The organism is Marinobacter gelidimuriae (assembly GCF_000372805.1).
GTDB lineage: Bacteria > Pseudomonadota > Gammaproteobacteria > Pseudomonadales > Oleiphilaceae > Marinobacter > Marinobacter gelidimuriae.
The window spans coordinates 26295-40593 of sequence record NZ_KB889862.1 but is presented as its reverse complement, the minus strand read 5'-3'; the positions used below and the strand labels follow the sequence as shown (position 1 = coordinate 40593).

Annotated in this window: 15 protein-coding genes and 1 pseudogene; 5 read left to right on the top strand and 11 right to left on the bottom strand. The window is 55.3% G+C overall.

Going from position 1 to position 14299, the window contains the following annotated elements; all coding sequences use genetic code 11:
* The first annotated feature begins 125 nt into the window (after positions 1 to 125).
* Positions 126 to 1292: a 4-phosphoerythronate dehydrogenase PdxB gene (pdxB, locus tag A3OI_RS0103965; RefSeq protein ID WP_018403037.1), complete on the top strand. Its 1167-nt coding sequence runs from the start codon at positions 126 to 128 to the stop codon at positions 1290 to 1292.
* Between the two features lie 176 nt (positions 1293 to 1468).
* Here pdxB and A3OI_RS19300 read toward each other — a convergent pair whose 3' ends face one another.
* The 3 genes and pseudogenes from A3OI_RS19300 to A3OI_RS0103945 all read right to left on the bottom strand — a co-directional run bounded on the left by A3OI_RS19300 (position 1469) and on the right by A3OI_RS0103945 (position 3399).
* Positions 1469 to 1723 (bottom strand): phosphate-starvation-inducible PsiE family protein, encoded by a 255-nt coding sequence (locus A3OI_RS19300; protein WP_018403036.1) that lies wholly within the window; start codon positions 1721 to 1723, stop codon positions 1469 to 1471.
* 83 nt (positions 1724 to 1806) lie between these two features.
* A pseudogene (locus A3OI_RS21615) lies at positions 1807 to 2096 on the bottom strand (protease HtpX); the annotation flags it as partial.
* Positions 2097 to 2184: 88 nt separating this feature from the next.
* Positions 2185 to 3399 carry a pyridoxal phosphate-dependent aminotransferase gene (locus A3OI_RS0103945; RefSeq protein WP_018403035.1) on the bottom strand — a complete coding sequence of 405 codons (1215 nt, stop codon included), beginning with the start codon at positions 3397 to 3399 and terminating at the stop codon, positions 2185 to 2187.
* 236 nt (positions 3400 to 3635) lie between these two features.
* Between A3OI_RS0103945 and A3OI_RS0103940 the strand changes: the two genes are divergently transcribed.
* On the top strand, positions 3636 to 4118 hold the full coding sequence (locus tag A3OI_RS0103940) for a glutathione peroxidase (RefSeq protein WP_018403034.1): 483 nt from the start codon (positions 3636 to 3638) through the stop codon (positions 4116 to 4118).
* A gap of 71 nt (positions 4119 to 4189) precedes the next feature.
* The gene (locus A3OI_RS0103935; protein WP_018403033.1) at positions 4190 to 5170 is read left to right on the top strand and encodes a LysR family transcriptional regulator; all 981 of its coding nucleotides are present in this window, start codon (positions 4190 to 4192) and stop codon (positions 5168 to 5170) included.
* Positions 5171 to 5205: 35 nt separating this feature from the next.
* Here the strand turns inward: A3OI_RS0103935 and A3OI_RS19295 are convergent, their stop codons facing one another.
* The 7 genes from A3OI_RS19295 to A3OI_RS0103900 all read right to left on the bottom strand — a co-directional run bounded on the left by A3OI_RS19295 (position 5206) and on the right by A3OI_RS0103900 (position 11081).
* The gene (locus A3OI_RS19295) at positions 5206 to 5523 is read right to left on the bottom strand and encodes a GNAT family N-acetyltransferase (RefSeq protein ID WP_018403032.1); all 318 of its coding nucleotides are present in this window, start codon (positions 5521 to 5523) and stop codon (positions 5206 to 5208) included.
* 19 nt (positions 5524 to 5542) lie between these two features.
* Positions 5543 to 6694: a cupin domain-containing protein gene (locus tag A3OI_RS0103925; RefSeq protein WP_018403031.1), complete on the bottom strand. Its 1152-nt coding sequence runs from the start codon at positions 6692 to 6694 to the stop codon at positions 5543 to 5545.
* 16 nt (positions 6695 to 6710) lie between these two features.
* Complete coding sequence (gene purB, locus A3OI_RS0103920) at positions 6711 to 8078, bottom strand: adenylosuccinate lyase (RefSeq protein ID WP_018403030.1); 1368 nt, start codon at positions 8076 to 8078, stop codon at positions 6711 to 6713.
* A 114-nt stretch (positions 8079 to 8192) separates the two neighbouring features.
* Positions 8193 to 8819, bottom strand: coding sequence for a high frequency lysogenization protein HflD (gene hflD, locus A3OI_RS0103915; protein WP_018403029.1), 627 nt, complete (start codon positions 8817 to 8819; stop codon positions 8193 to 8195).
* Positions 8816 to 10036: a tRNA 2-thiouridine(34) synthase MnmA gene (gene mnmA, locus A3OI_RS0103910; RefSeq protein ID WP_018403028.1), complete on the bottom strand. Its 1221-nt coding sequence runs from the start codon at positions 10034 to 10036 to the stop codon at positions 8816 to 8818. The genes hflD and mnmA overlap by 4 nt, the downstream gene beginning before the upstream one ends.
* A 48-nt stretch (positions 10037 to 10084) precedes the next feature.
* Positions 10085 to 10741, bottom strand: a complete 657-nt coding sequence (locus A3OI_RS19290) for a pseudouridine synthase (protein ID WP_018403027.1) — start codon at positions 10739 to 10741, stop codon at positions 10085 to 10087.
* 106 nt (positions 10742 to 10847) lie between these two features.
* Positions 10848 to 11081 (bottom strand): cold shock domain-containing protein, encoded by a 234-nt coding sequence (locus A3OI_RS0103900; protein WP_018403026.1) that lies wholly within the window; start codon positions 11079 to 11081, stop codon positions 10848 to 10850.
* Positions 11082 to 11337: 256 nt separating this feature from the next.
* On the opposite strand from A3OI_RS0103900, the gene clpS reads away from it, so the two are divergent.
* Both clpS and clpA read left to right on the top strand, forming a co-directional pair.
* Positions 11338 to 11697: an ATP-dependent Clp protease adapter ClpS gene (gene clpS / locus A3OI_RS0103895; RefSeq protein ID WP_026223982.1), complete on the top strand. Its 360-nt coding sequence runs from the start codon at positions 11338 to 11340 to the stop codon at positions 11695 to 11697.
* Between the two features lie 18 nt (positions 11698 to 11715).
* Positions 11716 to 13983, top strand: a complete 2268-nt coding sequence (gene clpA, locus A3OI_RS0103890) for an ATP-dependent Clp protease ATP-binding subunit ClpA (RefSeq protein ID WP_018403024.1) — start codon at positions 11716 to 11718, stop codon at positions 13981 to 13983.
* A gap of 76 nt (positions 13984 to 14059) precedes the next feature.
* On the opposite strand, the gene infA is transcribed toward clpA, so the two are convergent.
* Positions 14060 to 14278 (bottom strand): translation initiation factor IF-1, encoded by a 219-nt coding sequence (gene infA, locus A3OI_RS0103885; protein WP_007350942.1) that lies wholly within the window; start codon positions 14276 to 14278, stop codon positions 14060 to 14062.
* Between the last annotated feature and the right edge of the window lie 21 nt (positions 14279 to 14299).

Here is a 14299-nt window from a genome sequence, read left to right as displayed (position 1 = left end):
GGCGCACTTTTAGATAGACCTGAACACAGCTCGGATAGAGACGTTGGACACAAAAGCTCAGAGATAACGTTTAGACACAACGGTTTAGACACATACCAGTTTAGATAAAAAGGCGGACGACCGGCATGTTGATTGTTGCAGACGAAAACATTCCGTTACTGGACTCGTTTTTTTCCGATTTTGGTGACATCCGCCGGGTCAGCGGCCGAGAGCTCAGCCCGGACCAGGTGCGCGACGCCGATGTGTTGCTGGTGCGTTCGGTTACCCGGGTAAATCGCGACTTGCTGGAAGGCAGCCGGGTGCGTTTTGTGGGTACCACCACCATTGGTACCGACCATGTTGATCGGTTCTGGCTAGAATCCCAGGACATCCACTTTTGCGCCGCCCCCGGCTGCAATGCCAACAGCGTGGTTGAGTACGTACTGGCTGTGGCTTCGTTGCACGCATCCAGGCGCGGGCTCAGCAACTGGGCGCGCCAGAGTGTTGGTATTGTGGGGGCTGGCAACGTTGGCGGGTTACTGGCGCAAAGGCTGGAACGCTTGGGCTTTACCGTTGTTCTGTGCGATCCGCCAAGGCAGCAGGCCCAGTTCGACGGGCTGGACGAGCCAAGCGCGACCGAATTTTCCAGCCTTGAGCAGGCGCTTGAGTGTGACTTGGTAACGCTGCACACCCCGCTAACCCGCGATGGAGAGCACCCAACCTATCACCTGTTGGGAGCGCAAGAGCTTGCGACACTAAGGTCCGATCAGCTACTGATCAACAGCGGGCGAGGTGAAGTGATCGACAACGCCGCTTTGCTTGCCCGGCTGCAGCAGCCAGATGCGCCCACGGTAGTGCTGGACGTGTGGGAAAATGAACCTAAGATAGACCCGCAGCTGCTGCAGCAGGTTTGGTTGGGCACGCCGCACATTGCCGGTTACAGTCTGGAAGGCAAAGTGCATGGCACCGAAACCATATACCGGGCGCTGTCCCGCTTTCTTGGCCTGCCCGTGCGCAAACAGGCAGGCCAGTATTTGCCCCAGCCTCCCCTAAGTAAGCTGGCATTCACCAGCAGCGCCGGCGATGATGCGATACAGCTGGCTTTGCATAACTGCTACGATCCGCGCCGTGACGACGCCCGCTTACGGCTGAGCATGGCGGGCGACGAACAGCAGCGCGCCCAAGCCTTTGATCGGCTTCGCAAGGAATATCCGGTGCGCCGTGAATGCTCCAGCCTGAAAATCCAGCTTAAGGGCAGCAGCAAATCCATGGGAGAGCAGTTCCGCTCACTGGGATTCAAAGTCAATATCTGAAGCCCGCGTTATCGTTCACAACCAAGACAGGCCCCTGAGGGCCTGTTTGTGTTTTATTAAGGTCGAATCCTGCAGGCCAATCCCGACGGTCGCTGTTTAAAAGCGGCGCCTTAGGTAGCCCTCCCGCAGTTTCAGGGTGTTGATAACCTTGCCGCCTTCAAGCCGAAACTTATGGGTCAGGTTTTCTGTTGTACCAGCCAGTAGCAGATGCCCAGAGCCAGCGCAGTAATGCCGATGCCCACAATCTGTTCAGCACTGACCAGGGCCAGGTCCAGCACAATAACCTTTCGGGCAATGGCCATTAGTGCGGTGGCGATAACCAGCTGCACCGGAATCACGTTTGAGCCCAGATAAAGCCGAATGTTGATAAAGATTTCGATCGCGATCAGCACCGCCATAACGGCACCGAACACCTGCAGAATGTCTTTCACATCTTGAGCATAAGGAATTTTTGTACCTTTTTAAAAGTGTGGCCTGCTGCAACGCCTGAATACGCTTTTCCAGCGGCGGATGGGTCATGAGCAGAGCGCTCAGGCCGGTCCGGTAACCAGCGCTCCACCGGTGTGCGCGGCGTGTCGATGACCCGGGTTTTGGTGCTCCATTTCGCCATGGGTTTTGAAACCAGCAGCGATATCAGCAGCGATATAAGGGAGCCGGCAAAGCCGAATACAGCCGCAAACGCCAGCGAGAGCCGTAATCAATACCGTTCTGGGCTAGATAACTGTCCACGCCCAGTAATCTCAAAGTGAAACTGGCCACCAGGATTACCGCCAGGTTGGTGGCCAGAAACAGCAGTATTCTCATAGCTTCCTTCTCTTGTGAATGGATCAGTGCCTGCGAATGTGCCTATAAAAGGGCCTGTGAATCAGGCCGATCAGAAGATGTGACAGCCTTACTGCTTGTATTGTTCCAGGAATCGCCCCAGGCGACCCACGGCATCAGCCAGAGTGTCTTTGCGCGGCAGGAAAACAACCCGCAGATGTTGCCTGTCTTTCACATTAAAAGCGGAGCCCTGCACCAGCAGTATCTTTTCCTGAATCAGCAGGTCCAGTACCAGTTTCTCATCGTTGATGATGGGGTAGCGCTTGGGATCCAGTTTGGGGAATAAGTAGAGCGCTCCCTGGGGCTTTACGCAGCTGACGCCGGGAATGTCGTTGAGCAATTCCCAAGCGGTCTGGCGCTGTTCGAAGAGGCGGCCGCCCGGAATCACCAGATCGTTGATGGACTGGTAGCCGCCCAAAGCCGTCTGGATCGCCAACTGGGCTGGCACGTTGGCGCACAGGCGCATGTTCGAGAGCATTTCGATGCCCTCAATCAGGTCGGTGGCTTTGTGTTTGGCGCCGCTAATGATCATCCAGCCGGATCGATAGCCTGCAGCACGATAATTTTTCGACAGGCCGTTGTAGGTGAAAAAGAGCACGTCATCGGCGAGGGACGCGGTAGAAACATGCTTCACGCCATCGTAAAGAATCTTGTCGTAAATCTCGTCGGATAAAATGATCAGGTTGTGGGCCCGCGCCAGCTCAATCACCTGGTGCAATAGCTCGGTGGAATAGACCGCGCCTGTGGGGTTGTTGGGGTTAATCAGCACAATCGCCCGGGTGCGTTTGGTGATTTTGCGGCGGATGTCATCAATATCCGGAAACCAGCCCTGCTGTTCATCGCAGTGATAGTGCACGGGCATGCCGCTGGAAAGCGCTACCGCGGCGGTCCACAGCGGGTAGTCAGGCGCGGGAATCAACACTTCGTCGCCGGTATTGAGCATGGCCTGCATAGACATTACGATCAGTTCGCTGACCCCGTTACCCAGGTAAATGTCATCAATATCGACTTTGTCGATGCCGCGCTGCTGGCAATAGTGCATCACCGCTTTGCGCGCGGAAAACAGGCCCTTGGATTCCACATAGCCTTGGGCCAGGTGCATGTTGTAGATGACGTCTTGCTGAATTTCTTCGGGTACATCGAGCTCAAAGCTGGCCGGATTGCCGATATTCAGCTTCAGTACGCGATGGCCTTCTTCTTCCAGGCGCCGCGCTTCACGCAGAACCACGCCGCGTATCTCGTAGCACACATTGCCCAGTTTGGTGGCTTTGTGATAATTCTGCATGCCCGGTCGATCCTCTCTATGGCGTATGTTGCGGCTGATAGCAAAAAACAGGAAGTAGCCAACTATTCTAATGGAGCAGGTACCCTGAACAACAGTCGGATTATGATGAATAGTGGTAAGTTACGACAGATTCCACGGTTGCTTGTCAAATAGTAATCTGCCCGCAGGCTGGCAACGAGTGCTAAGCTTGAAGCCTCACCAAGTCTCACAGTATTTCACATAAGAAGGACAGGGCAATGGCTGGTATCTATGATTTTGAGGTAGAAGACATTCGCGGTAACGCCCAAAGCATGGCTGTTTACCAGGGCAAAGTCTTGCTGATTGTGAACACCGCCAGCAAATGCGGTTTCACGCCACAGTTTGAGGGTCTGCAGGCGCTTTATAGCGACCTGGCTGATCGGGGCCTGGAAGTGCTGGGTTTTCCCTGCAATCAGTTTATGAATCAGGATCCGGGCAGCAACGACAGCATCGGCCAGTTTTGTTCGCTGAACTACGGCGTCAGCTTTCCGATGCTTTCGAAAGTTGAGGTAAACGGCGATAACACACATCCGCTTTACCGCTATCTAAAGCATGAAGCCTCGGGGCTGCTGGGGTCCGAGCAAGTGAAGTGGAACTTTACCAAGTTTCTGGTGAATCGCGACGGCGAGGTGCTCAAGCGCTACCCTCCCACCACCAAGCCTGCCGACATTCGTGCTGACATCGAAAAAGTGCTGGGTTAGTACCAGCGCCTTAAGAGTGTTTTCAAATGTGAGGGCTTGAGAGTGTTGTTAAATGTGAAGGAGAGCAGGCCTTGGATATTTCCCGCGTAGACCTGAACCTGCTGGTGTATCTGGACGTGCTGCTGCGTGAGTGCAATGTAACCAAGGCGGCCAGCCATCTGGGCATTACCCAGCCCGCCATGAGTAACGGCTTGCGACGGTTGCGCGAGTTGTTTGGTGACCCCTTGTTGGTGCGCACCAGCGAAGGCATGACCGCCACTGAAAGAGCCCGGGAGCTGCAGCCAGTGGTGCGTTCGATTGTGTCCAGCATCGAGCAGGTGATGCAGGATAAAACCCCATTTTCTGCGATTAACAGCCAGCGCGTGTTTCGTATTATGGCCAGTGACTACGCTGAGTCCTGCCTGATGCCACGAGTACTGCGGCGTATACGTCAGGAAGCTCCGCAGGTGACTCTGGATGTATTAACCCCCAGCGACGTCAGTTTTCTGGATGTGGAGCAGGGCAGGCTGGATATGGCCATCAACCGCTTCGACAAGATTCCCCAGTCGTTTCACCAGAAAACCCTGTGGAGCGAATATTTTGCCTGCCTGATGAATGCTGAAAACCCGATTTTGAAACAATCGTTTACCCTGGAAAGCTATCTTCAGGCTAGCCACATCTGGGTCAGCAAGACCGGGTTTGGCGTGGGGGTAGGGGTGAATCCGAAAGACGTGCAGCGCCTGGGCTGGGTTGATGAAGCCCTGGCCAGGATTGGCCATAAACGGCAGATTTCAGTGTTTACCCGCCACTATCAGGTGGCCATGCTGCTGGCCGAGCAACACGACCTGATTGCCACGCTGCCATCACGGGCGGCCTGGCTCCAGCGCGACAACCCGCACCTGGTGTTCAAAGTGCCGCCCTTCGACATTCCGCCGTTCGATCTGAAAATGGCCTGGAGCCCGCTGCTGCAGCACAACGCCGACCACCAATGGTTGCGCCGGCTGATTGCTGAGGTGGCTGAAGAGGTAGACGCAGAGTTTGCCGAATTCGGCACACCCTTTGAACGCGGCTGATTGAAAAGATGGCCCGCCTGCGGCTGCTTTGCGATCTAAAGCACCCGCCGCATTAACTCAACCAGCCCGTGCTGGCGTTGAGTCAGGGCTTTGTCATTTTGAATCAGTAGGCGGACATCGCTAAGCCTATGGCGCCCGATGAAGCCAGTGGCACCCGGAATGCCATACAGGCGCGCCGTGGCGGCGGCTTTATTGCCATCCACCACCACCAGAAAGTGTTCGCCGCTTTGGTCGGTGACGTCCCACTCCAGCTCCGGTGGCACGTTCTGCTCCTCAACAAATACCCGCTGGCGAATGCCCCGGATTTGCGGCGGAGCACTGTGCCAGTTGTATTTCCGAATGCGCAGATTCATCGGAGCCCCGTGCGGCCGTTTATTCGAAGTAGATCGAACCCTGGTTGTACAGATTGGTGAGCAGTCCAAGTATAGCTTCGTCTTCGGCAAATGCTGCCAAAGCCTTTGTGTTAACCCGGGCGCCAGCGCAAAGCAGCGGCGCAAATGGGCGAGCATCGCCGCGCAGCAGGTATTGCTCTCCGTCTACGAACAGTGCGGTTTCGTTGTCCAGTTCATAAAAGGCAAAGCGAGAACCTTCGTTCCAGCGAACCTGTTCGCCGGCCTGTATCGCTGCTTGAAGGTCTTCGCTGGCGGCAGGCTCATCGGCGGGTACCACAGTTTCAACGCTCTTTGGAGCGGTGGCAAATTGGCCGAACCACAATGACAGATTGCGCCGGTCGCCTATTTTCTCCTGTATCAAGGCTTCCAGGCGGTCAATCACCACCGGTGCGATGGTGCCGGGATTGTCCTGCACCGCCAGATCCGGGTCGTTCATGTGCTCAGCCGCATTGGGCTGGTTACACAGGAAGTCGGTGAAGCCGGTGAGCAAATCGTCGACTGTAGGCGCGCGAAAGCCAACTGACAGAGTAATACAGTCGTCTTCGGCTATGCCATGGTGGCCAATGGCGGGCGGCAGGTACAGCATGTCGCCCGGCGCTAGAACCACGGTTTCCTCGCCCTGCCAGTCACTTAAAATACGCAGCGGTGTGCCTTCCAGGCGCGGCGACTTAGAGCCGCATTCACCGCCGAACGTCCAGCGCCGGTTGCCCTGGGCCTGCAGCAGGAACACGTCATACTGATCGTAATGGGGGCCTACGCTGCCGCCTTTCGGCGCGTAGCTGGCCATAATGTCGTCCAGCCGCCAGTTGGGTACAAAGCGGAAGTGCTCCAGTAAATCGGCGACTTCCGGCACCCAGTGGTCAAGGCCCTGCACCAGCAGGGTCCAGTTTTGCTCTGGCAGCTTGCTGAAACGCTCTTCGCTGAATGGGCCGTTATGAACCTGCCAGGGCTTGCCGGCGTCGTCTTCAATCACGATGCGCGACTCTACGGTTTCTTCACAGGCCAGCCCGGCCAGTTCGTCGGCGCTCACGGGGCTTTCAAAGCCGGGAAGCGCCTGGCGGATAACCAGAGGCTTTTTCTGCCAGTAGTCTCGTAAAAACTCTCCAGGGGTTATTCCGCCAAGCATGTCCATGGTGTTACTCCGGTGTTCAGATGTTGCGGGCTTGGTCTATGGCGTTGCCAATGTAGCTGCCGGGTGTCATCGCCATCAGTTCGGCTTTAGCCTGTTCGGGAATGTCCAGGCTGCTGACAAAGCTTTGGATAACCTCGGCGCTCATGGCTTTGCCGCGGGTCAAGGCTTTCAGCTTTTCGTAAGGCTTTTCAATATTGTAACGGCGCATCACGGTCTGAATCGGTTCCGCTAAAACTTCCCAGGCCTGGTTCAGGTCGGCGTCCAGGCGCGCCGCGTTCAGCTCCAACTTGCTCAGGCCTTTCAGGGTAGATTCATAGGCAATAAGGCTGTGGGCAAACCCCACTCCCAGGTTGCGCAGCACCGTGGAGTCGGTCAGATCGCGCTGCCAGCGCGAGATTGGCAGCTTGGCTGACAAATGGCTTAGCAAGGCGTTGGCAATGCCCAGGTTGCCTTCGGAGTTTTCGAAGTCAATGGGGTTAACTTTGTGCGGCATGGTGGACGAACCCACTTCGCCTTCGACGGTTTTCTGCTTGAAATAGCCCAGAGAAATATAACCCCAGATGTCGCGGTCCAAATCGATCAAAATGGTGTTGAAGCGGGCAACCGCGTCGTACAGTTCGGCGATGTAATCGTGGGGCTCAATCTGGGTGGTGTACGGGTTGAAATTCAGCCCCAGGCCTTCAATAAACGTTTTGGCGGTTTCGGCCCAGTCGATGTCCGGATAGGCGGATAGATGAGCGTTATAATTGCCCACAGCGCCGTTGATTTTGCCCAGCAATTCCACGTTTTTGATCTGCGCCAGCTGGCGCCGCAGGCGGTGTACCACGTTGGCCAGCTCTTTACCCACGGTAGAGGGCGACGCGGTTTGGCCGTGTGTACGCGACAGCATGGGCTGGGCAGCGTGGTCGTGTGCCAGCCTGGCGATCTGGTCTATGACTTTTGTCATCACCGGCAGCATGCCGCTGTCCAGGCCTTCGCGCAGCATCAACGCGTGGGACAGGTTGTTGATGTCTTCCGAGGTGCAGGCAAAGTGAACAAATTCGGTGACCGCGTGAAGTTCGGCGTTGTCGGCGATTTTCTCTTTGATGAAGTATTCCACCGCTTTCACATCGTGATTGGTGGTGCGTTCAATGTCTTTTATGCGCTGGGCGTCGGCTAGGCCGAATTCGCTGACCAGGGCGTTCAGAGCGGCGTCTGCTTGAGCAGAAAATGCGCGAACTTCCTGAATTTGCGGATGGGCAGCCAGTTTTTGCAGCCAGCGGATTTCGACGGTTACGCGGTTTCTGATCAGGCCATATTCACTGAAAATGTCGCGAAAAACGCTAACTTTGCTGCCGTAGCGTCCGTCCACCGGGGAAATGGCGGTCAGGGCGGTGAGTTCCATCGAAAACCTCTCAAAAATGTTTGAAGCGGGGGGCGGTAAAAGTCAGCACGATATAATACACCAGCGGCCGGTCGGAATCAGCTCAGCAGGTTTGCGAATCAGCCAAACAGGGCACTATCCGGTTTTCAGCAATTCGCGGGCGTGGGCAATCACGTTTTTGCGGGTAAAGATAAGTTGCCAGCGGCGCCCGCCGGTCTGCCGCCAGAGCACCGCAGAGCGGATGCCGGCCAACAGCAACGCCCGTATTTTAGCGGCGTTTTCTTCCCGCTGCAGAATAGCCGGCGTGCCGCCGACTTGAATGCGCTGGCGGTAAGTGCTGATGGTGTCGGTATACACTGACGCCAGATTGCCAATCAGATTGCTGTGTACATAACCGAAATGACTGGCAGTGTGACGTGCCTGCTCAATCCGGCTGCCCAGCACCGACATCATGTCTTTGCTGCTGCTGAGTCTGGACTCCAGCTGGATCAGGTTCAGCACGTAGCGCAGTATTTCGATGTCGGTGGGCTTGCTTTGCTCGCTGAGCACGCGAATCAACGTATTTAGCCCCAGGCTCAAGTCGCGCAGTTCTCCGCCGTAAACGTCCAGCGTGGTTGCCGGGTCAGTGGCGAACAGTGAACGTAGGCTGGTTTCCAGGTCGGTTGCGTCGCAAATGCCGTCATGGGCAATCTGGGTAACCAGATTCGCGGCCTGAAAAACGCCGGCCAGGGCCAGGGTTTGGTCGTGAAGTGTGCGGCTCATGACTGCACTCCTGACTTCAATCCGTTAGTTGACTCAGTGGTCAGGCGCGCTGGCAGTGGTTCGCCATCGCGCCAGGTGTGTTCAATTACACCGCCGCCCAGGCAAATCTCGCCATCGTAAAATACCACCGATTGACCAGGCGTCACTGCGCGCTGGGCGTCGTCGAACACCACTTTGACGCCACCGTCGATGACGGTTACCTCGCACAGTTGATCAGGCTGGCGATAGCGGGTTTTGGCCATGCAGCGAAACTTTGCGCTTGGAGCCTCAGCGGCAACCCAATCGACGGGGCCAGACACCAGGCCGCGGGAAAACAGCAGCGGGTGGTTTTTACCCTGGGCTGCAATCAACACGTTACGCGTCAGGTCTTTTTCCGCTACGTACCAGGGCTCATCGCTGTAACCGTTCAATCCGCCAATACCAAGGCCTTGGCGCTGGCCAATGGTGTGGTACATCAGGCCCTGATGGCGGCCAACAATGTCGCCTTCCGGTGTTTCAATAGTGCCGGGCTGGGCCGGCAGGTACTGCTTCAGGAAGTCAGTGAACTTGCGCTCGCCAATAAAGCAGATGCCGGTAGAATCTTTTTTATCGTGGGTAACAAACCCTTGCGCTTCGGCAATACGGCGCACTTCCGGCTTTTCAAGTTCGCCCACCGGGAACAGAGTGCGGGCAATGCGATCGCCGGATACCGCGTGCAGGAAATAGCTTTGATCTTTGTTGCCGTCGAGGCCTTTGAGTAGCTGAGCCTTGCCGGAACCGTCATCAAGCGGGCATTGGCGAGTGTAGTGTCCGGTGGCAATGTAGTCGGCGCCCAGTGTTATCGCGTAATCCAGAAAAGCGCGGAATTTCACTTCCTTGTTGCACAGAATGTCTGGATTTGGGGTGCGACCGGCTTTGTATTCGCTGAGAAAATGCTCGAATACCCGGTCCCAGTACTCCGCTGCAAAGCTGGCGGTATGCAGCTTTATACCGATGTGGTCGGCCACCGCCTGGGCGTCGGCCAGGTCGGTCATGGCGGTGCAGTATTCGGTGCCGTCGTCTTCATCCCAGTTCTTCATGAACAGGCCTTCTACCTGATAACCCTGTTCTTTCAGTAGCCAGGCGGCAACAGAGGAATCGACACCGCCGGACATGCCGACAATAACGCGGCTCGTGTTTGGGCTAGTGCCAGGGGCGGTGCCCAGGATGTTGTTTGCGGCTGTATGGAACTCGGTCATAACGGCTCTGTGTCAGTAAAAGCGGGTCATTTTATCAGCTTGCGGTCGTCACGTCTGTGGGTCGTGAATCAGATCCAGCGGCAATGATGTCGCTATCAAGCTGCTCTGATACCTTGCGCACTGCGCGGGCGCTGCAGTCGCGGTTATATTTACGGTTGTTGAGCTGAACTGGCCGGGTTCAAGTAAGCCAAGGCTCCAATCACCAATGCGATAGCGGATCAGCCGCAGCGTAGGAAAACCCAGCGCCGCGGTCATGCGCCTTACCTGGCGATTACGGCCTTCACAGATGGTCAGTTCCAGCCAGCTGGTGGGAATGTTCTGGCGGAAGCGTACAGGGGGGTTGCGTAACCAAGCCACAGGTTCGTCCATGGCCCGAACAAGGGCCGGGCGCGTCAGGCCGTCTTTCAGCTGTACACCTTGTTCCAGCTGGCGCAGAGCTTGAGGGCTGATTGTGCCTTCAACCTGCACCCAGTAGGTTTTTTCCATCTTACCCTGGGGCGATGCGATGCGATGCTGTAGCTGGCCGTCTGAGGTCAGTAACAGCAGGCCTTCGGAGTCATAATCCAGGCGGCCGGCAGGGTAGATGCCCGGCTGGTTGATCCAGTCAGCCAGGGTGGCTCGCCGGGGCTTGTCGGTAGGTCGCCGTTCATCCGTAAACTGGCTGAGTACCTGGAACGGCTTGTTGAACAGGATTAATTCGGCCATAGGTAGTCTGTGTTGCTAGTAGGGCTAGACGCAGAGACTACCCCAGATACAGGATTTCGCAACCGTCAATACCCGTGGATGCACAGAAATTCGGCAGATTTATCGTTCAGCCAGACGGGGCACTGTGATTTGTTTGCAGCAGCGGCATGATGTTGACGGCGTGAACACCGTCATCTACCGGTTTTTTCTCGAAACTGACCGCCTGTCCGGCTTTCAGAGTTTTATAGCCATCCATTTGAATGGCCGAAAAATGAGCGAACAGGTCGTCATTGCAGCCGTCTTCAATGATAAAACCGTAACCTTTGGCGTTGTTGAACCATTTCACTTTGCCGCTGGGCATGTTGAACTCCCCTGTACCTGTGCTGTCAGTGATTATTGTTGTTGAATTCTGGAACTGGGCAACATTTTTTTACATTGCTATGAACTTTGGTTCAATACGGAGTTGCAGTCAACTGCTCGCCGTAGAGGTTTTGAGTGGTTGAAGGCAGTCCGGAACCGGTATCATGTGCGTACGTATATAAAAGAAGGCCCGCTTGAAAAAGCGGTGACCCACACCCACATTATTAGTAAGGCACCGGCAACTTCGGTAAAGAATGATGCGAATGATTGAAAATTCTCAACTAGTATGGAATCAGGGAGACGAAAGTGAGCCGGGTCGCCACGACCAGCTCAGTGTGGCGCCGGAAAAGCCAGCCCTGAAGCGGCCTGCGCAGTTCCGGGTGATTCTTTTAAACGACGACTACACTCCTATGGATTTTGTGGTGGAGGTGTTAACGACTTTCTTCGGAATGAATGAAGAAAAGGCAACACAGGTGATGCTTCTCGTCCATACGCAAGGCAAAGCCGTATGTGGTGTGTATTCCCGGGATATCGCAGAAACCAAAGCAGTCCAGGTGAATCAGTATTCGTCAGAATGTGATCACCCGCTGTTGTGCGAAATTGAACGTGCAGATTGACAGCTGTTGGAGTAGCCCATGCTGAGCAAAGATCTTGAACTTACATTGAATTCGGCCTTCAAGAATGCCCGTGACAAGCGTCACGAATTCATGACAGTAGAGCATTTGCTGTTGGCCCTTTTGGACAACGATTCGGCGGTGGGAGTTCTGAAAGCGTGTGGCGCAGAGTTGGGCCCGCTGGAACAGGAACTGCTTGAATTTGTTGATTCCACAACGCCACTCATCCCGGATTCTGACGGCGATCGCGAAACCCAGCCAACTCTGGGCTTTCAGCGCGTGCTGCAGCGTGCGGTTTTCCACGTGCAGTCTTCCGGCAAAAAAGAGGTAACCGGCGCCAACGTGCTGGTGGCGATCTTTAGCGAGCAGGAAAGCCAAGCGGTTTACCTGCTGAAAAAGCAGAATGTAGCGCGTATTGATGTGGTCAATTTTGTTTCTCACGGTATTTCCCGAGTGCAGGGTGCCGAGGATCAAGACGGCCGCGAGGCTGCTCAGGAAGAGGGCGGCGAAGAAGCGACGCAGTCTACACCGTTGGACAATTACACCACCAACCTGAATGAACAAGCGCGCCAAGGCCGTATTGATCCGCTGATCGGGCGCGAGCACGAAGTCGAGCGTGTGGTGCAGATTCTGGTGCGCCGTCGCAAAAACAATCCATTGTTGGTCGGCGAAGCCGGCGTTGGTAAAACCGCCATCGCTGAAGGCCTGGCCAAGCGCATTGTAGATGCTCAGGTGCCGCAAGTGATCGCCGATGCGGTGGTCTACTCGCTGGATTTGGGAGCGCTGCTGGCGGGTACCAAGTACCGCGGTGATTTTGAAAAGCGTCTGAAAGGCCTGCTGTCGGATCTGAAAAAGCAGGAACACGCTATTTTGTTTATCGATGAAATTCACACCATTATTGGCGCCGGTTCGGCGTCGGGTGGTGTAATGGATGCGTCGAATCTGCTCAAGCCCATGCTAGGCTCGGGTGAGCTGCGTTGCATTGGTTCGACCACGTATCAAGAATTTCGCGGTATATTCGAGAAGGATGCTGCCCTGGCTCGCAGATTCCAGAAAATTGATGTCAACGAACCCAGCGTCGAAGACACGTATCTGATCCTGAAAGGTCTGAAACCGAATTTTGAGAAACATCACGATTTAACCTACACCGATCAGGCCCTGCGGGTGGCTGCTGAGCTGTCTGAACGCTACATCAATGACAGGCACCTGCCTGACAAGGCCATAGACGTGATCGACGAAGCGGGTGCCCATCAGCGCTTGATGAGTGAAGACAAACGCAAGAAAGTGATTGATGTCGCAGAAATTGAGAAAGTCGTGGCCAATATTGCCCGTATTCCACCCAAGAGCGTGTCCACCAGTGACAAAGACGTGCTGCGGACGATGGAGCGGGATCTTAAAATGGTGGTGTTCGGGCAAGACCCGGCCATCGCATCCCTGTCTACGGCCATTAAGCTGGCGCGCGCCGGGCTGAAATCACCGGAAAAACCGGAAGGTGCGTTCCTGTTTGCCGGCCCCACCGGTGTGGGTAAAACCGAAGTTACCAAGCAGTTGGCCAAGGTGTTGGGTATCGAGCTGTTGCGCTTTGATATGTCTGAGTATATGGAGAGTCATACTGTGTCGCGCCTGATTGGTGCACCGCCGGGCTATGTCGGTTTTGATCAAGGTGGTCTGCTAACCGAATCGGTGAACAAGCATCCGCACTGCGTACTACTGCTGGATGAAATTGAGAAGGCTCACCCAGAGGTGTTTAACCTGCTGCTGCAGGTAATGGACCATGGCACGCTGACGGACAACAACGGTCGTAAAGCCGACTTCCGCCATGTAATCCTGGTGATGACGACGAACGCCGGTGCCGAAAGCATGGCCCGTCGTTCCATGGGCTTCAGTGAGCAAAACCACCGCAGCGATGGCATGGAAATCATCAGCAAGACCTTCACGCCGGAATTCCGCAACCGTTTGGATGGCATCATTCAGTTCGCGGATCTGCAGCGCCAGACCATCACTCACGTGGTGGATAAGTTCCTCACCGAACTGCAGGCGCAGCTGGACGACAAGCACGTGGTATTGCACGTAGACGAGCCTTCGAAGCTGTGGTTAGCAGACAAAGGCTACGACGTGGCCATGGGTGCAAGGCCGATGTCACGGTTGATTCAGGACAAGATCAAGCGGCCGCTGGCTGAGCAGATCCTGTTTGGTCGATTGGCCGAGAAGGGTGGTGAAGTGTTTGTGCGCCTCGAAAACGACGAACTGGTGTTCGAATACGAGTCGGAACCCGCAGAAGCGGTGTGACCATCGCTTGAGTTTTAGTCCGGAAAAAAGAAAAGCCCGCAATTGCGGGCTTTTCTATGAATACGTGCTCGAAAAATTAACGGGCGCGGTAAACGATGCGGCCCTTGCTTAGATCGTATGGCGTCAGTTCCACTTTGACTTTATCGCCGGTCAGGATGCGGATGTAGTTCTTGCGCATCTTTCCGGAGATGTGTGCGGTCACAACGTGTCCGTTGCTCAGCTCTACACGGAACATGGTGTTTGGTAGCGTATCAATAATAACGCCTTCCATTTCAATGACATCTGTCTTCGCCATTCAGTAAAAACCTCGTTTTGG